This window comes from Craurococcus roseus (assembly GCF_039523795.1).
Taxonomy (GTDB): Bacteria; Pseudomonadota; Alphaproteobacteria; order Acetobacterales; family Acetobacteraceae; genus Craurococcus; species Craurococcus roseus.
In genome coordinates this window covers 13,694-36,136 of record NZ_BAAAFZ010000077.1, presented here as the reverse complement: position 1 = coordinate 36,136, position 22,443 = coordinate 13,694, and the positions used below count along the sequence as shown (strand labels likewise).

The following is a 22,443-nucleotide window of genomic DNA, read 5'->3' as shown; positions in this document are numbered from 1 at the left end:
CGAGGCGATGCGGGAGGGCACCGCCGCCGCCGCCGACACCGCTCGGCGCGCCGGCGGGGCGGCCGAGCGCGGCACCGAAGCGACGGTTGGCGCCGGGCGGCGAGCGGTCGGCGGCACTGAAGTCGCGGCCGACACCGCGGGCGAAGCGGCGCGGGACGCGGCGGCGGGGCAGGCCCGCTCGGTCCAGGGCGCGGCGGGCGAGGCGGAGAAGGCCGGGCGTGAGCTCGCCGGGTTGGCCGAGCAGGCCGCCGCCGGCATGCGTTCGCTCGCGGCGGGCCCGGCGGGCGCGCTTCCGAGCCCCGCCAACTTCCAGGAAGCCCAGCAGGCGGTGTCCAGGCTCGTGCAGGCAGTGATGGAAACCAACATGCGCTTCGCCGACGAGATGCTGCGCCGCACCGGGCCGAGCGCCGTGGTGGAGCTGCAACGGCGCTTCGTGCGCGAGTACTTCGAGGCGCTGGCCCGGGGCGGCACGATGCTGTTGCAGGCCGCGCGGCAAGCGGCGGCGGAGCAGCCGCCCCGCCAGCCGGAGCCGAAGGCGGCGAGGCATGGCGGCGACGGCAAGGTGGCGGACGTCATGAGCCGGGACGTGGCGCTTGCCAGCCCTGATGACACGGTGCAGCAGGCGGCGCGATTGATGCGGGAGCGGGACACGGGCGCCCTGCCGGTGGGCGAGGGCGACCGCCTCGTCGGCATGGTGACGGACCGCGACATCGCCTTGCGCGTGGCCGCGGCCGGCATGGACCCGTCCAGGACCAAGCTGCGCGAGGTGATGTCGGGCGAGCCGCACTACGTCTTCGCCGACGAAACCATCGAAAGCGCCGCGGCCTCCATGGCGGTGCAGCAGGTGCAGCGGGTGCCGGTGCTGAACCGGGACAGGCGCTTGGTCGGCATCCTGTCGCTCGGCGACCTGGCGCGGGAAGCCGGTGGCGCCATTGCGGGCGAGGCGCTGGAAGGCGTGTCGCGGCCGGGCGGTCGGCGCAACCAAGGCCCGGACGCCGGCTGATCGCGCGCGTCCCCCGTTTCCGGCCCCGTTGCGCCACCCTGGCGGCCCGTCACGGGCAGCCCCATTTCGGGGGCGATGGCCAACGAGCCCCTGCTTCGCTTCGGCGTCTTCCTGTCCGCCTTCGGGCTGCTGCTCGTCCTGGAGCGGGTGCTGCCCTGGCGGCGGGGGCCGCTGGGCCGGCGGCGCTGGTTTCCGAACCTCGGGCTAGCCGCGCTCGGCTCCTTGCTGGTCCGAGTCACCGTGCCGGCCGCCGCTGTGGGCGCAGCGCTCTGGGCGGAGGCGCGGGGGATCGGGCTGTGGCACGCCCTCGCGGCGCCGGGTTGGGTTTCGATCCCGGCGAGCATGGTGCTGCTCGACCTGCTGATCTACTGGCAGCACCGCTGGACGCACGCGGTACCGGCGCTGTGGCGGTTGCACCGGGTCCACCACGCCGACCCGGAATTGGACGCCACCACGGGCCTGCGCTTCCACCCGGTGGAGATCCTGCTTTCCATGGGGCTGAAGATGGCGGCGGTGGTGGCGCTGGGGGCGCCCGCCGTTGCCGTGCTGGCGTTCGAGGTGGTGCTGAACGCCACCGCCATGTTCAACCACGCTGCCATCAGCCTGCCGCCGCGGCTGGAGCGCTGGCTGCGCTGGGTGGTGGTGACGCCCGAAATGCACCGGACGCACCATTCGGAGGTGCGGGCGGAGACGGACAGTTGCTATGGCTTCTGCCTGCCCTGGTGGGACCGGCTGTTCAGGAGCTACCGCGCGGCGCCCGCGGCGGGCGACGCGGTTGTGATCGGCGTCGAGGGCTGGCGCGGCGAGCGGCAGCAGCGGCTGGGTCGTTTGCTCCTGCAGCCCGCGCGGTCGGCGCCGTGAGCGCGCCCTTGGACAGCCGCTGGCACGGGAAGCGACGGGACGCGGAACATGGAACGGGTCGGATGGATGAAGGCCGCGCGTCGCGCGCTGGTTTGGGCGGTGCTCGGGGCCCTCCTGGCGGGCTGTAGCGGCGGCTACACCGGCGGCTCCGGGTACTACGGCGGCGGCTACCCCCGCGGGCCCGGCTATTACGGATCGCCTTACTACGGCGGCTACGACTACGGCGGTTACGGCCGTTACAGGGGATACGACTACCGGGGATACGACCGCTTCTCGGGTCCCCGCAGGCACTACGGAGGCGGCTCCGTGGAGCGACGGCCGCCGTTCTCGGCCCGGCCGACGAGCCCGCCGCAGGACCGGTTGGGGCAGTTCTGGCGCGGGGAGTTGCCGCGCACACCGCCGCAGGACCGGCTCGGGCAGTTCTGGCGCGGGCAGTTGCCTCCGCGCTGAGGCCCGGTGCTGTCAAACCGGCGCCAAGCCGTCAGCGCCCCAGAGCCGCGATCTCGCGGTCGTAGCGCTCGATCACCAAGCGCCGCTTCACCTTCATGGTCGGCGTCAACAGGCCGTTCTCCAGCGAGAAGGGCGGCGCGGGCAGCCAGCGGCGGACGCGCTCGAAGGGCGACAGGCGGGCGTTGACGCGCTTCACCGCGTCGGCGAGCCCGGCTTCCATGCCCTCGGCGGGGACGATGATGGCCACGATCGCGGGTTGGCCTTCGCCGGCGGCGACCGCCTGGGCGATTTCGGGCTCGGCCATCAGCAGGCTCTCGATCTTGGCGGGGCTGACCATGTCGCCGCCCAGCGTCTTGATGAAGTCGCGCTTGCGGTCGGTGACGACCAGGCGGCCTTCCTCCAACCGCCCGACGTCGCCGGTGCGGAGCCAGGGCCGCGTCTCGCCCGGTCCTGGCGGGATCAAGGCGCGTGCGGTGGCCTCCGGAGCGTTCCAATAGCCGTCCATCACCAGGTCGCCGCGGACCAGGATCTCGCCGTCCTCCGCGATGCGGGTTTCCACGCCACCCAGCGGCTCGCCCACCGTGTGGCGGCGGTTGCTCCAAGGACGGTTGACGCTGACGACCGGCCCGGCCTCGCTCTGGCCGTAGCCTTGCAGCACGGGGAGGCCGAGGGCGAGGAAGAAGCCCGACAGGTCCGGATCGAGCCGGGCGCCGCCGGACACCATGCACTCCAGCCGCCCGCCGAAGCGCGCGCGGACCTTGTTCCGCACCAAGCGGTCCAGCACCGCGTCCTGCGCGCGTTCCAAGAGGCCGAGGGGCGGGCCGTCCAGCTTCCGCAGGCCGAGGGCGAGCGCGCGCTCGAACAGGCGGCGCTTCAGACCGCCGTCCTTCTCCACCTGCGCCAGCATCCGCGTCCGCAGCACCTCGAACAGGCGCGGCACGGCCGTCAGGATGGTGGGGCGCACCTCCTGCATCTCCGCCGCCAAGCGGTCGGCGCCGCGCGAATACACCACCTCCATGCCCATCGACGGCAGGAGGAAGCAGCCGACCGTGTGCTCGTAGGAGTGGGACAGCGGCAGGAAGGACAGGTAGGGCGTGTCCTCGACCGGGAGCCGCGCCAGGGCGTCCGCGAGGCCGGCGCGGTTCGCCAGCATGGCGCGGTGCGGCAGCATCACGCCTTTGGGCGAGCCGCCGGTGCCGGAGGTGTAGATCAGGCAGGCGAGGCGCCCCGAGGGGATCTGCTCCGCCTCGGCCATCAGCATCGGCAGGTCGCCCGGCGCCGCTTCCAGTTCGGCCCACCGGACGAGGCGGGTGCCTTGCGGCATGGGCGGGTCGCCGTCCATGCAGACCAGCAGGTCTAGCCCGTTCGCGTCGGCGGCGCCGGCCAGGACCTTCTCGGCCAGGGCGGGGGTGGAGACGATGGCGGCGCGGGCGCCGGAGTCGCGCAGGACGTGGGCGTGGTCGCCCGGCAGGTTCGTGCCGTAGGTCGGCACCGTGACCGCGCCGATGGCCATCAGCGCGGCGTCGGCGATGTTGAACTCCGGCCGGCTCTCGCTCACCAGAAGCACGCGGTCGCCGGGCGAGACGCCGGCCGCGCGCAGCCCGGCGGCCGCGGCGGCGGTGCGGCGGGCGAAGTCGGCCCAGGAGACGGAGCGCCAGCCCCCGTCGCGCCAAAACCGCAGCATCGGCCTCCCGGGCCGTTGCCGCGCCAGATCGAACAGCATGGCGGGCAAGCTGTTCCAGGGCGTTTCCACCCGTGCCATCTCGTGTCCGCGCCTCCCTGCCGCGGCGCAACGGGTTGGCCCCGTCCGCGTCCGCCATATATCCGGTGCTCCAATTGCACCGAAGACCGTCCCGCCATGCCCCGTCCCGTGCCCGCGCGCAATGCCGCCGCCGCCGTTCCCCGCTCGCCCCTCGACGCCGGGGCGCCGCCGGGCGGGGCCGATCTGCCGGTTTGGGACCTGGGGGACCTGTACCGCTCGCCGGAAGACCAGGCGCTGGGGTCCGACCTCCAGGCGGCGGAAACCGAGGCGAGGGACTTCGCGGCGCGCCACGCCGGCAAGCTGGGGGGCATGGACGGCGCGGCGCTGGCGGCGGCCGTCGCGGAGTACGAGCGGATCGAGGAGCGGCTGGGCAAGGCGATGAGCTACGCCCAGCTCGTGTTCTCCGGCGACGCGCAGGATTCGGCGAACGGGCGCTTCTACCAGACGGTGCAGGAGCGGGTGACGGCCATCTCCTCGCATCTGCTGTTCTTCACCCTGGAGCTGAACCGGCTGGAGGACGCCGAGCTGGAGGCGAAGTTCTCCGGCGGCGCGCTGGAGCGGTGGCGGCCCTGGCTGCGCGACCTGCGCGTGTTCCGGCCGCACCAGCTCTCCGACGAGGTGGAGAAGCTGCTGCACGAGAAGGAGGTGACGGGCCGCAGCGCCTGGAACCGCCTGTTCGACGAGACGGTGGCCGGCATGACGGTGCCGGTGGGGGGCAAGGAGCTGACGGTCTCGGCGGCGCTGAACCGCCTGACCGACCGCGACCGCTCGGTGCGCGAGGCGGCGGCCAAGGGCGTGTCGCAGGCCTTCGGGGAGCGCGTGCGGCTGTTCTCGCTCATCACCAACACGCTCGCCAAGGACAAGGAGATCATCGACACCTGGCGGCGCTACCCGCGCCCGGCCTCCGCGCGCAACCGCGCGAACATGGTGGAGGACGAGGTGGTGGACGCGCTGGTCTCGGCCGTCGTCGAGGGCTTCCCGCGGCTGTCGCACCGCTACTACGCGATGAAGGCGAAGTGGCTCGGGCTGCCGAAGCTCCAGCACTGGGACCGCAACGCGCCCTTGCCGGAGGAGGACGACAAGCTCGTCCCCTGGCCGGAGGCGGTGGAGCGGGTGATGGGGAGCTACGCCGCCTTCTCGGGCGAGCTGGCCTCGGTGGCGAAGCCGTTCTTCGACAAGCCCTGGATCGACGCGGCGTTGCGGCCGGGCAAGGCGAGCGGCGCCTTCGCGCACCCGACTGTGCCCTCGGCGCACCCGTATCTGCTGCTGAACTACCACGGCAAGCCGCGCGACGTGATGACCCTGGCGCACGAGCTGGGCCACGGCGTCCACCAAGTGCTGGCGGGCCGCCAGGGCTACCTGCTGAGCGGCACGCCGTTGACCCTGGCCGAGACGGCGAGCGTGTTCGGCGAGATGCTGACCTTCCGCGGGCTGCTGGACGCTGAGACGGACGCGCGCCGCCGCCGGGCCATGCTGGCCGGCAAGGTGGAGGACATGCTGAACACGGTGGTGCGGCAGATCGCCTTCTACCGGTTCGAGGCGAAGCTGCACGACGAGCGGCGCAAGGGCGAGATCGCGCACGAGCGCATCGGCGAGATCTGGATGGAGGTGCAGCGCGAGAGCCTGGGCCCGGCCTTCGAGTTCACGCCGGACTACAGCGTGTACTGGGCCTACATCCCGCACTTCGTCCACACGCCGTTCTACGTCTACGCCTACGCCTTCGGCGATTGCCTGGTGAACGCGCTGTACGGCGTGTACAGCGACGGCGCGGTGCCGGATTTCGAACGGAAGTACCTCGACCTGCTGCGCGCGGGCGGCACGCTGCGGCACAAGGAGCTGCTGGCGCCGTTCGGGCTGGACGCCTCCGACCCGGGCTTCTGGAAGCGCGGGCTGGACGTGATCGCTGGCTTCATCGACGAGATCGAGCGCTCGGATGTCTGAGCGGCAAGGGCCGACGATCTTCGGCGAGATCCGCCGGATGGCGCGCACCTCTGGCGCGGTGGGCGGCATCGCCGCGCGCGTGGCGGGGCAGCGCTTCCTCGGGCTGCGGACGGACAAGGCGGCGCACGCGGAGGACCTGAAGGCGGTGCTGGGCGGGCTCAAGGGGCCGCTGATGAAGGTGGCGCAGTTCCTGTCCACCGTGCCGGACGCGTTGCCGGAGGAGTACGCGCAGGAGTTGTCGGCGCTCCAGGCCAACGCCCCGCCCATGGGCTGGAACTTCGTGCGCCGGCGCATGGCGGGCGAGTTGGGGCCGAACTGGGAGGGTCGCTTCAAGACCTTCGGTCGGGAAGCGGCGGCGGCGGCTTCGCTCGGCCAAGTCCATCGCGCCACCTTGCCGGACGGGCGCGAGGTGGCGTGCAAGCTGCAATATCCGGACATGCCGAGCGTTCTTGAGGCGGACCTGCGCCAGCTCAAGCTGGCGATGAACCTCTACCGCCGCATGGACACCTCGCTCGACCACGAGGAGGTCTACGCCGAAATCGCCGAGCGGATGCGCGAGGAGCTGGACTACCTGCGCGAAGCGTCGCAGATGCGCCTCTACGGCATCATGCTGGCCGAGGTGCCCGGCGTGAGCGTGCCGTCACCCATCGAGGAGCTTTGCACGCGTCGGTTGCTGACCATGACGTGGCTCGACGGCCGCGCCCTGCTGCGCCGGCTGGAGGAGGACCCGCCGCAAGAGGAGCGCAATGCTTACGCCGAGGCGCTGTTCCGCGCGTGGTGGTCGCCCTTCTACCATTACGGCGTCATCCACGGCGACCCGCACCTCGGCAACTACCAGGTGCGGCCGGACGCGGGAACGCGCGGCGGGCACGGCATCAACCTGCTCGACTTCGGCACCATCCGCGTCTTCGCGCCGCACTTCGTCGCGGGCGTCATCATGCTGTTCGAGTCGGTGCGCGACGGCGACGAGGACAAGGCGGTGGCGGCCTACGAGTCCTGGGGCTTCAAGGGCCTGAAGCGCGAAACGATGGAGGTGCTGAACCTCTGGGCGCGCTTCCTGTACGAGCCGCTGATCCAGGACCGCGTGCGGCCGATCCAGGAAACGGACGACCCGGCCTACGGCCGCAAGATCGCCGGCGAGGTCCACAAGGGGCTGAAGCGCACCGGCGGCGTGCGCGTGCCGCGCGAATTCCCGTTGATGGACCGCGCGGCGATCGGGCTGGGCAGCGCCTTCCTCCGATTGCGAGCGAAGGTGAACTGGCACCGGTTGTTCATGGAGCAGATCGAAGGCTTCTCCGAAACGGCCGTCGCGGAACGGCAAGCGGCGGCGCTGCGCGAGGCGCGGGTGCCGGTCACGCCGGCGGTCGCGGTGGGCTGAAACCCGGCGCGGCCGGCTTGCCGCCCGGCGGATGTGCCTGCATCTTCCGCCGCCGGAGAGGGGAAGACCGAATGCGCCTGGCAGTCCTGAAGGAGCGCCGGCCCGCCGAGACTCGCGTCGCGGCCACGCCGGAGACGGTGAAGAAGTACAAGGCCCTCGGGCTGGCGGTGGCGGTGGAGGCCGGCGCCGGCCTGAAAGCGGGCGTGACCGACGCGGCCTTCGCCGAGGCGGGCGCGGAGGTCGCGCCCGACGCGAAGGCGGCGCTGGACGGCGCGGACATCGTGCTCAAGGTGCGGGCGCCGCTCGCCGCCGGCGAGGGCGAGGTGGACGAGCTGGCGATGCTGCCGCGCGGGGCGTTGCTGCTCGGCCAACTCGGCACGGAGCACGCGGGCGCCTTCGCCGAGCGCGGCGTGGACGCCGGCTCCATGGAGCTGCTGCCGCGCATCACGCGCGCGCAGTCCATGGACATCCTTTCCTCGCAGGCGAACCTCGCGGGCTACCGCGCGGTGGTCGAGGCCGCCGCCGCCTTCGACCGCGGCTTCCCCATGCTGATGACGGCGGCGGGCACGGTGCCGGCGGCGAACGTGTTCGTCATGGGCGCGGGCGTGGCGGGCTTGCAGGCCATCGCCACCGCGCGCCGGCTCGGCGGCCGTGTCTCCGCGACGGATGTGCGGCCGGCGGCCAAGGAGGAGATCAAGTCGCTCGGCGCCGCCTTCATCGGCCACGAGGACGAGGAAAGCCGCGCCGCGCAGACGGCGGGCGGCTACGCCAAGCCGATGAGCGCCGCCTTCCTGGCCAAGCAGGCCGAGGTGGTGGCGGACGCCATCAAGAAGTTCGACATCGTGGTCTGCACCGCGCTGGTGCAGGGCCGCAAGGCGCCGACGCTGGTGTCGCAACCGATGGTCGAGAGCATGAAGCCGGGCTCGGTGATCGTGGACCTCGCGGCCGACGCGGGCGGCAACTGCGCCATGACCAAGCCGGGCGAGATGGTGACGACGCCGAACGGGGTGCGCGTCCTGGGCTACACCAACTGGCCCGGGCGCATCCCCGCCGCGTCCTCGGCGCTCTACGCCCGGAACCTGCTCACCTTCCTGACGACGTTCTGGGACAAGGAGGCCGGCGCGCCGAAGCTGCCGCCGGAGGACGAGATCGTGCGCGGCGTCATGCTGACGCGCGGCGGGCAGGTGGTGCACCCGTCGTTGCAGCAGCAAGCCAAGGCCGCTTGAGGAGAGCGTAGACGTATGGATCCCACCGAGTTGGCCAACCAGGCGCAGCGCGCCGCCGAACACGCGATGATCCTGGCGCAGCAGGCGCGGGACCTCGCTGCCCGGAGCGCGCCGTCTGTCGAGGGCGCGGTCGCGGCCGCCGACCCCTTCCTGTTCCTGCTGACCATCTTCCTGCTGGCCTGCTTCGTCGGCTACTACGTGGTCTGGAACGTGACGCCGGCGCTGCACTCGCCGCTGATGGGCGTCACCAACGCCATCTCCTCCGTGATCGTGGTGGGCGCCATCCTGGCGACCGGGCTCGGCGAGAGCCTGGCGGCGCGGGCCTTCGGCTTCCTGGCCGCGGCGCTGGCCGCGGTGAACATCTTCGGCGGCTTCATCGTCACGCGGCGGATGCTGGCGATGTTCAGCGGCAAGAAGAGGGCTTGAGGCGATGGGGGCCACCTTCTCCACGCTCGCCTACCTCGTCGCGGCGGTCCTGTTCATCCTGGCCCTGCGCGGCCTGTCCCATCCCGAGACCAGCCGGCAGGGCAACCTCTACGGCATGGTCGGCATGGCGATCGCCATCGTGGCGACGCTGCTGCGGCCGGGCGTCGACTTCGGCGGCGTCGGGCTGATCGTGCTGGGGCTCGCCATCGGCGGCGGCGTCGGCGCCTACATCGCCACGCGCATCCAGATGACGGCGCTGCCGCAGCTCGTTGCCGCCTTCCACTCGCTGGTCGGCATGGCGGCGGTGTTCGTGGCCGCCGCGGCCTTCTACGCGCCTGAGAGCTTCGGCATCGGCACGCGCGGGCACATCCACGGCGGGTCGCTGGTCGAGATGTCGCTGGGCCTCGCGATCGGCGCCGTCACCTTCTCCGGCTCGGTGATCGCCTTCGCCAAGCTCCAGGCGCTGATGAGCGGCGCGCCGATCCTGTTCAAGGGTCAGCACTGGCTGAACCTGGCGCTCGGCGTCCTGCTGGTCGCGCTGGTGGTGGCGTTCGTGGCCACCGGCTCGGACGCGCTGTTCTGGTTCATCGCTATCCTCGCCTTCGCGCTCGGCTTCCTGCTCATCATCCCGATCGGCGGCGCGGACATGCCGGTCGTGGTCTCCATGCTCAACAGCTATTCCGGCTGGGCGGCGGCGGGGATCGGCTTCACCTTGCAGAACCTGCTGCTGATCGTGACCGGCGCGCTGGTCGGCGCGTCCGGCGCGATCCTGTCTTACATCATGTGCAAGGGGATGAACCGCTCCATCATCAACGTGCTGCTGGGCGGCTTCGGCACGGACAGCTCGGCGGCCGCGGCCGGCGGGGCGGGGGCGGCCGACAAGGGGCCGGTGAAGGCCGGCAGCCCCGAGGACGCCGCTTACATCATGAAGAACGCCGGCAAGATCATCGTCGTGCCCGGCTACGGAATGGCGGTGGCGCAGGCGCAGCAGGTGCTGCGGGAGATGGGCGACCTCCTCAAGAAAGAGGGCGCGCAGGTGGAGTACGCCATCCACCCGGTCGCCGGCCGCATGCCGGGCCACATGAACGTGCTGCTCGCCGAGGCCAACGTGCCCTACGACGACGTCAAGGAGCTGGAGGAGATCAACCCGGAGTTCGCGGAGGCCGACGTGGCCTACGTGATCGGCGCCAACGACGTGACCAACCCCGCCGCCAAGACCGACAAGGCCAGCCCGATCTACGGCATGCCGATCCTAGACGTGGAGCGGGCGAAGACGGTGTTCTTCGTCAAGCGCGGCATGTCGAGCGGCTACGCCGGCGTGGACAACGAGCTGTTCTTCCGGCCGAACACCATGATGCTCTTCGGCGACGCCAAGAAGGTGACGCAGGAGATCGTGCAGGCGTTGCAGCGGTGAGGAGGGCCGCGGTCGGCAGCCGCGGCGGCTAACCCGCCAGCCGCGCGCCGACCGCTCCCGACAGCCGCTCCAGCAAAGGGTCCGGCGTGCCCTCGCGGCGGAGCGCTTCGGCGGTCTCCAGCAGGTAGGCGGCCGCCGTCCCCTGCGGGCCGACGCCGCGGGCCAAAACGTCCGCCACCTCGGCTTCCGGGACGCGGCCGGCGTAGAGTGGGTGGCCGGGGTCTGCCACGAAGGTGAGGGCGCGGCATCCGCCGTCCCCGTCCGCCGCGGCGGCGACGTCCACCCACTGGGCGACGTAGAAGCCGGACGGCATCTCGTGCCGCCAGACCTTCCAAAGCGCCGCGTCCTCCTCGGCTTCGGGCAAGCGGAACAGCACGCCGTCGCACGCCTCGCCGGGGGCGGGCTCGATGCCGAGGGTGAGCGAAGGCGCTTCCGGCGTCCCGCGGTCGTGCTCGTCACGGAGGCAGTAGCGGCGCGCGAAGCCCCGCAGGCGGCCGTTGAGCGCGAGGTCGTGGGGCACGGCGCCGCGGTCCCACATCAGCGAACCGTAGGCGAAGACCCACAGCCGGCCGGGCGGCCGCGCCACCAGCGTGGCCCGCATCGCGTCGCGCATCGCTTCGTCCGGAACGCGGGTTGGTGGGCGTTCGGGGTCGCGGCGGGCGGGCAGGCGTGCGGCGATGAGGGCGTGGGCCAAGGCCGGGGGCATCGGATCGCTTTCGGGGGTGCGAACCCGATATGGTTCCGCAGCCGACGTGGCCAACCCCTCGGCGGAACCGCCCGCCGGGGCGAGTGCCGGGAAGGCGCCGTCCGTCGCCGGAGCGGCGCCTTCCGCGGCCGGCCCTCAGCGCGACATCTTGTAGAGCTTGGTCGCCACCTCGAACATCTCCTCCGGCGCGTAGTCCGGCGTGAAGGCCGAGGCCGTGCCGGTGAGGTCGTGGATCTTGCCGCCCTCGGGCATGCCGTCCACCACCTCCAATTCGCCGGGCGGGTCGCCCGGCAGCGCCGTTTCGCCGTTGCCCCAGATGCCGGCCATCTCGCGGTAGTCGTCCGGGCTGAAGCGGTAGAGGCGCCGGTGCGAGCCCTCGTCCAGGTACTTCTGGCATTCGGGTATCTTGCCAAGCGGGATGTTCGGCGTGGGCAGGACCTTGGTGATGTCGGCGCCGGTGATCTGCTTGATCGCCAGGGCGTAGGCGTGGGCGTGGACGGAGCCGCGCACCAGCAGGTAGCCGCACACCTCGCGCCCGGTCGGGTCCGACAGCGTCTCGTACACGCGCAGCTTGTGCAGGCGCGCGCCGCATTCGAGGTGGAAGTTGTGCAACAGGTCCACGACGACGTTGCCGGTCGTGGTGACGAAATCCTTGTTCCACGACAAGCCGTTGGAGTCGATCGGCACCGCGCCGCCGGCGTGCGACAGGAAGCCAGCGGGGAGGGCGGTGTTCTTCATCTCCTCCATGGGCGCGCCGGAGATGTCCGCGCCGCCGGTCTCGTCGCCCTCGGAGTCCGGACCGTTGGCCAGCATGGCGACGCCGTTGCTGACCAGTTCGACGTGGCCCAGCTCCTCCGCGGTGATGGCAGCGACGAGGCTGTAGAAGGGCCGCAGCTTCGACTTAGAGCGGAAATTGAAGCTCTGGAACATGTAGTTCCCGAGCGTGGACATCTCGCCGTACTTCCCTCCGAGCAACTCCTGCAACGCCGCGGCGGCGTTGGGGTCGCGCTTCTTGGGGGCCGGCAGTTCGGTTTGCAGCTTGTCTACGCGGAGGAACATCGCGGCCATCCTACCTGTCTTGGTTGGATGCCACACAACGGCGCGGTGTCTCCGCGGGTTCTATCCGCCCGCGCTACGACAGCGACCGTTCCACGGCCGGGCGCACGGTGCCGGCGCGCGCCGTGGCGTGCCCATGCGCGATCCGACGCGATGGACCCGTTCCGGTGCGGGGTAAGAGGTGGGGCACGTCAAGCCTTCGCCCGCACGCGATGCTCCACCGGCCGGCTCGCCGCAGTCTCCCGGCGGAGCCGCGCCACCACGAGCCCGGCCGCCACGGCGGTTCCGGCGATCAGGGCGAGCGCGTGCGCCGCCGGCAAAGCGACGACGAGAACCACGAACATGAGCCCCACCCCGGCCAGGATGCAGGAAGGGAGGAAGGACGTGCTGCCGAGGAGCTGGAGCATGGCTGAACCTCTGGGTTGTCTTTCTCGGGAATAAAATCGCTTTTTGGAACATGCTCGCGCAAGCAGGATCAGCGTGAACGGGCTTAAATCTCGGACACAATATCGTTATTGCAACGAGCTGAAGCGCGCTCTACCTAAGGTTGTGTGTGCGCCGGCACCGATGAGCAGGGGTGCGCGCCTTGCCCGGACGTGCTCAACCCTGATGCCGAAGCCGCGGCGTGCGCCGCAGGGTGAGCAGGGGGAGGAACATGGCCGGGCCGCTCGCCGGCGTGCGGGTGCTGGACCTGACGACGGTGCTGGTCGGTCCGTACTGCACGCAGATCCTCGCCGAGATGGGCGCCGATGTGCTGAAGGTGGAGGCGCCCGAAGGAGACGTCGTGCGGCTGATCGGCCCGGCGCGCCACCAAGGCATGGGCTGCATGTTCCTGACGGTGAACCGCGGCAAGCGCTCGATCGCCTTGGACCTGAAGACGCCTGGGGGGCGGGACGCGCTGCTGCGCTTGGCGCGGCGCGCCGACGTGCTGGTGACGAACATCCGGCCACGCGCGATGGAGCGCTTGGGGCTGGACCACGACGCGGTGCGCGCGGCCAATCCCGGGATCGTATACGCCAGCGTGCTCGGCTACGGCCAGGACGGGCCCTACGCCGCCCAGCCCGCCTACGACGACCTGATGCAAGGCGCCACCGGCATCGCCTCGCTCAACGGGCGCGGGGAAGGGGGCGGGGCGGAGCCGCGCTACGTGCCGCTGGCGATGGCGGACCGGATCACCGGCTTGGCCGCCGTCGGCGCGATCAACGCGGCCCTGCTGCACCGGGAGCGCACGGGCGAGGGGCAGCGGGTCGAGGTGCCGATGTTCGAGACCATGGCGGGCTTCGTGCTGGGCGACCACCTCGGCGGGCGCGTCTTCGATCCGCCCTTGGACGCGGGCGGCTACGCGCGGCTGCTGTCGCCGGGGCGGCGGCCCTACCGGACGCGGGACGGCCACGTCTGCACCATGATCTACAACGACCGGCAATGGCGGAGCTTCTGCGCGGCGGCGGGGCTGCCGGACCTCGTGTCGGAGGACCCGCGCTTCGCCTCGCACGCCACGCGCACGGAGAGTATCGACGCCATCCTCGCCATGCTGGAGCGCGTCTTCGCCGGGCGGACCACGGCGGAGTGGGTCGGCATTTTGGAGGAGGCCGACCTGCCGGTCGCGCCGGTGCACACGCTGGAAAGCATCGCGGAAGACCCGCACCTCGCGGCTTCCGGCTTCTTCGCGGCGGAGGAGCACCCGACCGAAGGCCGGCTCGTCCGCATGGCGCCCGCCGCGCGCTTCTCCGCCGCGGCGGCCGGCGCCGAGCCACCGCGGCCCGCTCCGCGGCTGGGCGAGCACGGCGAGGAGGCGTTGCGCGAAGCCGGCTACGCCGAGGACGAGATCGCGGCTTTGGTCGGGAGCGGCGCGGTCAGGGTGCCGCAGGGATGAGGATGGAATTGCGCCCGATCGGGACCATCCGCACGCCCTGGGCGACGCCGGCCGAGTGCCCGCGCAACGGGCGCCAGCCCGATCCCGCTCCGGTCTGCCGCGTCCTGCTGCACCCGGAATTCCTGCCCGGGCTGGAGGGAGTCGACGGCTTCTCGCACCTGATCCTGCTGTACTGGCTGCACGAGGCCGGCCCCGCGCGCCTCCTGTTCCGCCCGCCCTTCGACCCGGCGCGGCGCGGCGTCTTCGCCACGCGTGGGCCGGCGCGGCCCAACCCGATCGGGTTGTCGGTGGTCGCCTTCGACGGGCGGGACGGGGAGGGCGCGCTGCTGGTCCGCTTCCTCGATTGCGCGGACGGCACGCCGCTGCTCGACGTGAAGCCCTACCTGCCGAGCACGGACGCGGAGCCGGACGCGAGCATGGGCTGGCTGGCGCCGCACGCGACGGCGCGGGGCGTGTGAAGGAACCGGCGGGCACGCCAGTGACCGACCCGCGAGTTTTCAAGCTGTATGGATGGTGGGCGCGGCAGGGATTGAACCTGCGACCCTTCGCGTGTGAAGCGAATGCTCTCCCGCTGAGCTACGCGCCCCCAAGGCGCGGTGCGATACGGCCCGTTCCCGTCCCAGTCAAGCGGCATGGGGCGCTGGCGGTGTCTCGGTTCGGATGTCCGCGTTAGGCGGGTTGTGTCGAAAAAGTCGGTTTCCAGCACGGAAAGGGCGTCATGGCGCAATGATGCTTCATGCCGAGCCCTCCGCGCGAAGGGGAAGTTCGACTGAGTGCGCCTACTCGTTCTTTCCGTGACCCGGGATCGCCACCCAAACTTTTTCAATAGTATCGATCGTATGCGGTCCTTGGCTGGACGACTTGGAGGCCAGACTGAGGCACCACCCGCCGCCTACGCGCCTGGACAGCGCGCGCCATATAAGCTAATATTCCTAGATTCCTTTCGTGCCCCACGCAACTCCCCATCCCACCCCGCCGCGCGAGGGAGCGGTTTTGTCCGAAAGTCGCAGAAGCCGCTGCCGCCCGTGGTGCCGTCGCGGGCGGGCATCACGCCGGAGCGCCGGGCGCCGGGCCGCGGCACAGATGAAGATTTGTCCGAAAGCGGCGAAACCCGGCCGCGATCGATGACGGAACCCGCGGAAGCCGGCGCGGGCCGTCGTTCCCCGTCCCGGAGGAGCGCCCGGCGCAGCGTGGCCGCGACGCGCACAGCCATCCGGCCCCCGTGCGCGGGGGAGGGGTATTTGTCCGAAAGCGACAAAAGTGCGCTTCCGCCCGATGGCCGGGCCGGCGGGGGACGGAACAGGTCGAAGGCCGAACCCCGAACCGAAGCGCCACCGAGGCGCCGGGCCTTGCCCAAGCTGGGCGGCGTGCGACGCTGCCGGAGCGGCGCGCGGAACCACAATGGCGCGGCCGGGGGAGCGGGACGGATGCGGGCAGCGGCGGGAGGGCGGGTCGGGCGGCGTGCCGTCTTCGGGGCGGCGTTGGCGGCTTCAACGGCCGCCGCGCGGGCGCAACCAGCGGCGGCGACGCCTTGGCCGTCCCGCCCGGTGCGGCTCGTCGTGCCCTTCCCGCCGGGCGGCTCCAACGACGTGGTGGCGCGGCCGCTCGCCGAACGGCTGCAAGCCCGCACCGGCCAGCCCTTCGTGGTCGAGAACCGGCCCGGCGCCGGCGGCGCCATCGGCGCGGCGCAGGTGGCGCAGGCGCCGGCCGACGGCCACACGCTGATGGTGACGTCCTCCTCCTTCGCCACCTCGGCCGTGTCGCAGCGCACGCCGTGGGACGCGCTGTCCAGCTTCGACGCGGTGGCGTTGCTGGCGCGCGCGCCCTTCTTCGTCATGGTCCACCCAGACTTGCCGGCGCGGAACCTCCCGGACCTCGTGCGCCTCGCGCGGGAGACGCCGGGCGGGCTCGACTACGGCACCTCCGGCGCGGGCGGCATCAACCACTTCGTCACCGAGTACTTCTGCCTGCGCGCGGGCGTCCGCATGACGCCGGTGCCCTACCGCGGCACGGCGCCGGCGGTGACGGACCTGGTCGCGGGCAACATCCGCGTCATGATAACCACCGTCGCCAGCGCGTCGGCCGCCATCCGCGAAGGCAGGGTGCGGGTGATCGCCGCCACCTCGCCGGGCGGCGGCCTGCCGCCGAACGTCGGCGACGTGCCCACCGCGCGCGAACAGGGGCTAGACTACGAAGCGTCCATCTGGTGGGGCCTGCTGGCGCCGCGCGGGCTGCCGCCGGAGGCGCGGGCCGCGATCCACGCCGCGGCGAACGCCGCCCTCGCCGATCCGGAGTTGGCGCGCGTCTACGACGCCGAGGGCGCCCGCCCTGCGCGGGGCGGGCCGGAGGAGTTCCCGGCGCTGCTCCGGGAAGAACTCGCCCGTTGGCGCGAGGTGGCGCAGGCGGCGGGCATCCGCGCCGAATGAGCGCCGCCGTCGGACTCCACCGCAAGCGCTTCGACCCGGCCGCCACCGGCGCGCTGCACGGGCTGCGCGTGGTGGACCTGTCGCGCCTCGTCGCCGGCAACGTGCTGACCAAGGTGTTGGCCGACCACGGGGCGGAGGTGGTCAAGGTGGAGCCGCCGGAAGGCGACACGCTCCGCGCGTGGCGCACCCGCGGCGTGTCCACCACCTGGAAGGCGCTGGCGCGGAACAAGCTGGGCGTGTGCCTCGACCTCCGGAGCGCGGACGGCGCCGGCGTGGTGCGGCGTTTGGCGCGGGATGCGGCGATGCTGGTGGAAAGCTTCCGGCCCGGCGTGCTGGAGGCGATGGGCCTCGACCCCGCCGCGCTGCTGGAAGCGAATCCGGACCTCGTCGTCGTGCGCGTCAGCGGCTGGGGGCAGGACGGGCCGTTCCGGCACAAGCCGGGCTTCGGCACCCTGGTCGAAGGCTACTCCGGCTTCGCGGCGCAGAACGGCTTCGCCGACCGCGAGCCGGTGCTGCCGCCCATGTACATGGCGGACGGTTACGCCGGCCTTTACGGCGCCGCGGCGGCGATGATCGCGTTGCGGCACGCGGAGAACGGAGGCGGCGGGCAGGTGATCGACCTGTCCTTGTTCGACCCGATCTTCACAATGATGGAGCCGCAGATGGCGAATTGGCGGCTGACCGGGCAGGTGAAGCCGCGCACCGGCAGCCGCTCCACCAACTCGGTGCCGCGCAACGCCTACCGCACCGCCGACGGCGCCTGGGTGTGCCTGTCCGCCTCCACGCAGGGCATGACGGAGAAGCTCTTCGCCGCCATCGGCCGGCCGGAACTCGCCGCCGACCCGCGCTTCCGCGCCAACGCCGATCGGCTGCTGCACGTGGAGGAGCTGGACGCGATCATCGGCGGCTTCATCGGTGCGCGGAGCCTCGAAGGCAACTTGGCGCATTTCGACCGGGCCGGCGTGACCATCGGCCCGATCATGGACGCGGCCCGGCTCGACGCCGACCGTTACGTCGCGGAGCGCGAGGCGCTGGTCGAGGTGCCGGACGCGGAGATGCCCGGCGGTTGGTTGCCCATGCACGGCGCGGTGCCCCGCCTTTCGGCCACCCCGGGGGTGCTCGCGCGCCCGGCGCCCCGCCTCGGGGAGCACAACGCCGCCGTGCTGGAACCGCTGCTCGGCGCCGAAGCGCTGGAGCGGCTGCGCGCGTCGGGCGCCGTGCGCGAGGCGGTCCCGGCCGCCGCCGCGGGGGAGGAACCCGGGGCGCCGTAGCCGGCTTATGGTCCTGTGCGGGGCCGGAACGCCGGCCGGCACCGGGACGTGAAAGGACGGTTCCATGCGTCTGGAAGGGGAGCGCGAAAGCTCGAACGTCGAGGACCGGCGTAGCCTCGGAGGTTTGCCGATCGGCGTCGCCGGGGGCGGCATCGGTACGGTGGTGCTGGTGGTGCTGGCCCTGCTCATGGGCGTGGACCCCCGCGCGATCCTCGACGGCGGCGGCCCGGTCGCGCCGCCCCAGGGCGCGCCCGAAGCGCGCCACGCGCCCGAGCAGCAAGGCGGATCGGACGAAGCGCGGCGGTTCGTGGGCCGCGTGCTCGCTTCCACGGAGGACGTTTGGACGGCGGTGTTCCGGGAGAACGGGCGGCGCTACGACCCGCCGCGGCTGGTGCTGTTCAGCGGCGGGGTGCGCTCGGCCTGCGGCATCGCGGGCTCGGCCGTGGGCCCGTTCTACTGCCCGGCCGACCAGCAGATCTACATAGACTTGGCCTTTTTCCGTGACATGGAGCGGCAGCTCGGCGCCTCCGGCGACTTCGCGCAGGCCTACGTCATCGCCCACGAGGTAGGGCACCACGTGCAGGCGGAACTCGGCATCGCGCAGCGGGTGGGGGAGATGCGCGCGCGCGCCGGGGAAGCGCAGGGCAACGCGCTGTCGGTCCGGCTGGAACTCCAGGCCGACTGTTTCGCCGGGGTGTGGGCGCGGCGCGCGCACGAGGCGCGGGGCATCCTGGAGCGCGGCGACATCGAAGAGGGGATGAACGCGGCCGCGGCGGTGGGCGACGACCGGCTGCAACGGCGCGCGCGGGGCGAAGTGGTGCCCGAGAGTTTCACCCACGGCAGCTCCGCCCAGCGCGTGCGCTGGTTCCGCGCCGGGCTGGCGTCCGGCGACATCCGGGCTTGCGACACCTTCGAGAGCGACCGTTCCTGACGGAACGTCCAGCGGGACGATTCGTTATCGATGGCATGGCGGTCCGGCCCGAGCCGTGGCCGCCGCACACAGAGAGGAACGACCCCCCGATGCGCACGACCATGTTCGGCTTGGCGCTGCTCGGCGCCACCGCCGTTTCGGCCCCCGCGCTGGCGCAGACGTCCCCGGCCGCGCCCGACCGCAACCCGCCCGCCGCTACAATGCAGAACAGCACCAACCCGGTGGCGCCGGCACCCGCGCCGAACGACCGCGCCGTCGGAACCACCGACCGCGCCACCATGGCACCCGGCACGGCCACCGACCGCAGCGGCGCGACCACCGCCGGCCCCTCCACGGAGGGCGGCCAGAGCGCGGTGAGGATCGACGACGGCACCCGCACCGCCGCCACGCCCCAGCCCGGCGCCAACAGCTTCACCGAAGGGCAAGCGCGCAGCCGCATCGAAGCGGCCGGCTTCAGCAACGTGACCGAGTTGCAGAAGGACGACCAGGGCATCTGGCGCGGCCGCGGCATGCGCAACGGCCAACAGGTGGGCGTCGCACTCGACTTCACGGGCGCCGTCACCAGCCGCTGAGGCCGGCCGCTCCGGCGCGCGTGGCGGACCCCGGCCCCGCCCGGGTCGCCTCGGCGCGCCCGCATGGATCATGAACGGAGGATTCCGATGAACAGCAGAACAGTGGCGCGCCTCTTCGACAGTTACTCCGACGCCGCCGCCGCCGTACGCGACTTGGAGGCGGCCGGGTTTTCGCATGACGACGTGAGCCTCATCGCCAACCGGCCGGAAGGCGACGACGCTTCTGCGGCTGATACCAACGGAGCCGGCGAAACGGGCGCCGGTACCGGTGCCGGCACCGGCGCCACGCTCGGCACCATCGTTGGCGGCGGCGCCGGCCTGCTCGCCGGTATCGGCGCCCTGGCCATTCCCGGCCTCGGCCCCATCGTCGCCGCCGGTTGGTTGGTGGCTGCGCTGACCGGCGCGGGCGCCGGCGCGGCGGCGGGCGGCCTGCTCGGTGGGCTGACCCAGGCCGGCATCGGCGAGGAGCACGCCAACGTCTACGCGGAAGGCGTGCGCCGCGGCGGCAACCTCGTCACCGTGCGCACGGACGAGAGCCGTGTCGCCGAGGCGGAAGCCATCATGGCGCGGCACAACGCCGTGGACACAGAGACGCGCGGCACGAGCTACCGTGAAAGCGGTTGGAATCGCTACGACGAGAACGCCGGCCCTTACGCCGCCACCGGGACCACCACCGGCGCGGGCCTCGGCGTCGACACAGCCGGGACTGGCGCGGGCGCTGCAGCCGCGGGCGTCACGGGCACCCGGACGGTGCTCAGGGCGGGCGAGCCTCCAGTGACCACTAGCACGGGGTCGAGCGGCCCGGATGGCACGCCGGGCAACCCGCCGGGCACCATGGCGTCGAGGGGCATGGACCAAGTCGCCGGCACTAACACCAGCGGCGCCTATCCGGGTAATGAGCATCGCTCGGCGGCGGACACCGGCATGGGTTCGAGCGCGCCGGACGGCACGCCGGGCAACCCGCCGGGCACCAAGCTGAGCCGCGGCGTGGATCAAGTGGCAGGCACCAACATCAGCGGGGCCCACCCGGAGAACGAGGACGGCACGCCGCGCAACCCGCCGGGCACGGCGGCCGACCGCAACCTCGGCGCCAACAACACGGGAAACAACACGGGAGCGAAGGGGCGAGACCCGAGCCCCTGAACCGCGGCGGATAGGGCGGCGAGGGACGGCCGGCGGAGCGATCCGCCGGCCGTTGCCGTCCGCGCTTCTGAGGACGACGCCGAAGGACGCGGTCCACTGAGGTTCCCCGGACGGCGAGGCCGTCCTACATCTGGCCCGACGAAGCATCGGAGGGGACGCGGATGCCGGACGGCGCGACAAGCAGCGGCGGCGAGTTCGACGTCGTCGTGGTGGGTGGCGGCAACGCCGCGTTCTGCGCCGCCCTTTCGGCGCGGGAACCGGGCGCGCGCGTGGTTGTGCTGGAGCGTGCGCCGGAGCCGGAGTCCGGCGGCAACACCCGCTTCACAGCGGGCGCCATCCGCTTCGCCTACCGCGGCGTCGAGGATCTCCGCGAGATCATGCCGGACCTGACCGACGCGGAGGTCGCCGGCAGCGATTTCGGCACCTACACCGAGGACCAGTTTTTCGACGACATGTTCCGCGTCACCCGGAACCGCACCGATCCCGAACTGTGTGAAATCCTGGTCCGGCGCTCTTTCGACACCATGCGGTGGCTCCGTGGCAAGGGCGTGCGCTTCCAGCCGATCTGGGGCCGGCAGGCCTTCAAGGTGGGCGGCAAGTTCAAGTTCTGGGGCGGACTGACTGTGGAGGCGTGGGGCGGCGGCCCCGGCTTGGTCGAAGCGGAAACGGCGGCGGCGCGCAGGGAAGGCATCGAGGTCCGCTACGGCAGCCGCGCCACGCGCCTGCTCCACGACGGCTTCAAAATCTACGGTGTGCAGGTCAGGGACGCGGGGCGTTTGTACGAATTGCGCGCGCCCGCCGTGGTGCTCGCCGCTGGCGGTTTCCAGGGCGACGCGGAGATGCGCACGCGCTACCTCGGGCCGGGCTGGGAGCTGGCCAAGGTGCGCGGCACCCGCTTCAACACCGGCGACGGCATAAAGATGGCGCTGGAGATCGGCGCCAGCCCCTTCGGCAACTGGTCCGGCTGCCACGCGGTGCAGTGGGACTTCAACGCGCCGGAGTACGGCGACTTGGCGGTGGGCGATGCCTTCCAGAAGCACTCCTATCCCTGGAGCGTGCTCATCAACGCCGACGGCCGCCGCTTCCTCGACGAGGGCGCCGACTTCCGCAACTACACCTACGCCAAGTATGGCCGCGTGGTGCTGGAGCAGCCCGGCAACTTCGCGTGGCAGGTGTTCGACCGGAAGGTGGCGCACGTGCTGCGCGACGAGTACCGCATCCGGCAGGTGACCAAGGTCAGGGCCGACACCCTGGAGGAACTCGCGGAGAAGCTGGAAGGCGTGGACGGCGCCGCGTTCCTCGCCGAGATCCGGCGCTACAACGCCGCCGTCCGCACCGACATCCCCTTCGACCCGAACGTGAAAGACGGGCGTCGCACGGAGGGGTTGGCGGTCAACAAAAGCAACTGGGCGAACACGATCGACGACCCGCCCTTCGAGGCCTACCAAGTGGGCTGCGGCATCACCTTCACCTTCGGCGGGCTGCGCATCGACACCGAAGCGCGGGTGCTCGACGCCGACCAAGCGCCGATCCCGGGCCTCTACGCCTGCGGGGAGCTGGTGGGCGGCATCTTCTACTTCAACTACCCCGGCGGCTCGGGCCTCATCAACGGCGCGGTGTTCGGGCGCTTAGCGGGAGCCACGGCCGCGACCGATGCGCGTGGCAACGCCGCTGGCGGAGGCATGGTGCCACCCGTGGCTGTCGGCTAACCAATGCGACAACCGATGCTGGCGCGCTGCGCCGCGCGCACCGAGGGCGGCGACGCGGCGCGCTGAACGCGCGGCTTGGACAAAGCTACGAGACACGCCGGACTGCGCGGCGAGGAGCCGTGCCGTCGCATCAGGGGGCTCTATTGGGGCCGTCGACGGTCACAGGGCGCGGAGAACGGCTCGCGGTCGACCGAGGTGGCCGGCGACGCGAACTTCCCTGTCGCGGACGCGCCGGGATGCGGGAACGGTACGGAGCGGATCGCGGGCCCACATCTCCGCCGGGTGGAACCCGGCT

The 22,443-nt window shown here is 72.0% G+C and carries 20 protein-coding genes and 1 tRNA gene; 16 read left to right on the top strand and 5 right to left on the bottom strand.

What is annotated here, in order from left to right:
• The 3 genes from ABD067_RS22120 to ABD067_RS22110 form a co-directional block, all read left to right on the top strand.
• Positions 1 to 1,003 (top strand): CBS domain-containing protein (locus ABD067_RS22120; protein WP_343897577.1); only part of this gene is annotated, 1,003 nt, incomplete at its 5' end.
• Positions 1,004 to 1,078: 75 nt separating this feature from the next.
• The gene (locus ABD067_RS22115; RefSeq protein WP_343897576.1) at positions 1,079 to 1,864 is read left to right on the top strand and encodes a sterol desaturase family protein; all 786 of its coding nucleotides are present in this window, start codon (positions 1,079 to 1,081) and stop codon (positions 1,862 to 1,864) included.
• A 48-nt stretch (positions 1,865 to 1,912) separates the two neighbouring features.
• Positions 1,913 to 2,314 (top strand): hypothetical protein, encoded by a 402-nt coding sequence (locus ABD067_RS22110; protein ID WP_343897575.1) that lies wholly within the window; start codon positions 1,913 to 1,915, stop codon positions 2,312 to 2,314.
• 31 nt (positions 2,315 to 2,345) lie between these two features.
• On the opposite strand, the gene ABD067_RS22105 is transcribed toward ABD067_RS22110, so the two are convergent.
• The gene (locus ABD067_RS22105) at positions 2,346 to 4,076 is read right to left on the bottom strand and encodes an AMP-dependent synthetase/ligase (protein ID WP_343897574.1); all 1,731 of its coding nucleotides are present in this window, start codon (positions 4,074 to 4,076) and stop codon (positions 2,346 to 2,348) included.
• A 96-nt stretch (positions 4,077 to 4,172) separates the two neighbouring features.
• Here ABD067_RS22105 and ABD067_RS22100 point away from each other — a divergent pair, with 96 nt between their 5' ends.
• The 5 genes from ABD067_RS22100 to ABD067_RS22080 all read left to right on the top strand — a co-directional run bounded on the left by ABD067_RS22100 (position 4,173) and on the right by ABD067_RS22080 (position 10,461).
• On the top strand, positions 4,173 to 6,017 hold the full coding sequence (locus tag ABD067_RS22100) for a M3 family oligoendopeptidase (protein WP_343897573.1): 1,845 nt from the start codon (positions 4,173 to 4,175) through the stop codon (positions 6,015 to 6,017).
• On the top strand, positions 6,010 to 7,395 hold the full coding sequence (locus ABD067_RS22095) for an ABC1 kinase family protein (RefSeq protein ID WP_343897572.1): 1,386 nt from the start codon (positions 6,010 to 6,012) through the stop codon (positions 7,393 to 7,395). The genes ABD067_RS22100 and ABD067_RS22095 overlap by 8 nt, the downstream gene beginning before the upstream one ends.
• A 71-nt stretch (positions 7,396 to 7,466) precedes the next feature.
• Positions 7,467 to 8,621 carry a Re/Si-specific NAD(P)(+) transhydrogenase subunit alpha gene (locus ABD067_RS22090; RefSeq protein ID WP_343897571.1) on the top strand — a complete coding sequence of 385 codons (1,155 nt, stop codon included), beginning with the start codon at positions 7,467 to 7,469 and terminating at the stop codon, positions 8,619 to 8,621.
• A gap of 15 nt (positions 8,622 to 8,636) precedes the next feature.
• Positions 8,637 to 9,047: an NAD(P) transhydrogenase subunit alpha gene (locus tag ABD067_RS22085; protein ID WP_343897570.1), complete on the top strand. Its 411-nt coding sequence runs from the start codon at positions 8,637 to 8,639 to the stop codon at positions 9,045 to 9,047.
• Positions 9,048 to 9,051: 4 nt separating this feature from the next.
• Positions 9,052 to 10,461: an NAD(P)(+) transhydrogenase (Re/Si-specific) subunit beta gene (locus ABD067_RS22080; protein ID WP_343897569.1), complete on the top strand. Its 1,410-nt coding sequence runs from the start codon at positions 9,052 to 9,054 to the stop codon at positions 10,459 to 10,461.
• A gap of 28 nt (positions 10,462 to 10,489) precedes the next feature.
• Here the strand turns inward: ABD067_RS22080 and ABD067_RS22075 are convergent, their stop codons facing one another.
• The 3 genes from ABD067_RS22075 to ABD067_RS22065 all read right to left on the bottom strand — a co-directional run bounded on the left by ABD067_RS22075 (position 10,490) and on the right by ABD067_RS22065 (position 12,630).
• Positions 10,490 to 11,167, bottom strand: a complete 678-nt coding sequence (locus ABD067_RS22075; protein ID WP_343897568.1) for a gamma-glutamylcyclotransferase — start codon at positions 11,165 to 11,167, stop codon at positions 10,490 to 10,492.
• A 135-nt stretch (positions 11,168 to 11,302) separates the two neighbouring features.
• Positions 11,303 to 12,226: a manganese catalase family protein gene (locus ABD067_RS22070; RefSeq protein ID WP_343897567.1), complete on the bottom strand. Its 924-nt coding sequence runs from the start codon at positions 12,224 to 12,226 to the stop codon at positions 11,303 to 11,305.
• Positions 12,227 to 12,414: 188 nt separating this feature from the next.
• Entirely contained in the window at positions 12,415 to 12,630 is a 216-nt protein-coding gene (locus ABD067_RS22065; RefSeq protein ID WP_343897566.1) for a hypothetical protein, read from the bottom strand.
• Positions 12,631 to 12,878: 248 nt separating this feature from the next.
• Between ABD067_RS22065 and ABD067_RS22060 the strand changes: the two genes are divergently transcribed.
• Positions 12,879 to 14,096, top strand: coding sequence for a CaiB/BaiF CoA transferase family protein (locus ABD067_RS22060; protein WP_343897565.1), 1,218 nt, complete (start codon positions 12,879 to 12,881; stop codon positions 14,094 to 14,096).
• A 2-nt stretch (positions 14,097 to 14,098) separates the two neighbouring features.
• On the top strand, positions 14,099 to 14,554 hold the full coding sequence (gene tsaA / locus ABD067_RS22055; protein WP_343897564.1) for a tRNA (N6-threonylcarbamoyladenosine(37)-N6)-methyltransferase TrmO: 456 nt from the start codon (positions 14,099 to 14,101) through the stop codon (positions 14,552 to 14,554).
• 53 nt (positions 14,555 to 14,607) lie between these two features.
• Here tsaA and ABD067_RS22050 read toward each other — a convergent pair.
• A tRNA-Val gene (locus ABD067_RS22050) sits at positions 14,608 to 14,682 on the bottom strand.
• A gap of 841 nt (positions 14,683 to 15,523) precedes the next feature.
• Between ABD067_RS22050 and ABD067_RS22045 the strand changes: the two genes are divergently transcribed.
• The 6 genes from ABD067_RS22045 to tcuA all read left to right on the top strand — a co-directional run bounded on the left by ABD067_RS22045 (position 15,524) and on the right by tcuA (position 22,148).
• Positions 15,524 to 16,522, top strand: coding sequence for a Bug family tripartite tricarboxylate transporter substrate binding protein (locus tag ABD067_RS22045; protein ID WP_343897563.1), 999 nt, complete (start codon positions 15,524 to 15,526; stop codon positions 16,520 to 16,522).
• Entirely contained in the window at positions 16,519 to 17,793 is a 1,275-nt protein-coding gene (locus ABD067_RS22040; protein WP_343897562.1) for a CaiB/BaiF CoA transferase family protein, read from the top strand. The genes ABD067_RS22045 and ABD067_RS22040 overlap by 4 nt, the downstream gene beginning before the upstream one ends.
• Before the next feature lie 64 nt (positions 17,794 to 17,857).
• Positions 17,858 to 18,724: a KPN_02809 family neutral zinc metallopeptidase gene (gene ypfJ / locus ABD067_RS22035; protein ID WP_343897561.1), complete on the top strand. Its 867-nt coding sequence runs from the start codon at positions 17,858 to 17,860 to the stop codon at positions 18,722 to 18,724.
• 89 nt (positions 18,725 to 18,813) lie between these two features.
• Positions 18,814 to 19,296, top strand: coding sequence for a hypothetical protein (locus tag ABD067_RS22030; protein ID WP_343897560.1), 483 nt, complete (start codon positions 18,814 to 18,816; stop codon positions 19,294 to 19,296).
• A gap of 87 nt (positions 19,297 to 19,383) precedes the next feature.
• Positions 19,384 to 20,439 carry a hypothetical protein gene (locus ABD067_RS22025; RefSeq protein WP_343897559.1) on the top strand — a complete coding sequence of 352 codons (1,056 nt, stop codon included), beginning with the start codon at positions 19,384 to 19,386 and terminating at the stop codon, positions 20,437 to 20,439.
• Between the two features lie 161 nt (positions 20,440 to 20,600).
• Positions 20,601 to 22,148: an FAD-dependent tricarballylate dehydrogenase TcuA gene (tcuA, locus tag ABD067_RS22020; RefSeq protein ID WP_343897558.1), complete on the top strand. Its 1,548-nt coding sequence runs from the start codon at positions 20,601 to 20,603 to the stop codon at positions 22,146 to 22,148.
• Positions 22,149 to 22,443: the final 295 nt, after the last annotated feature.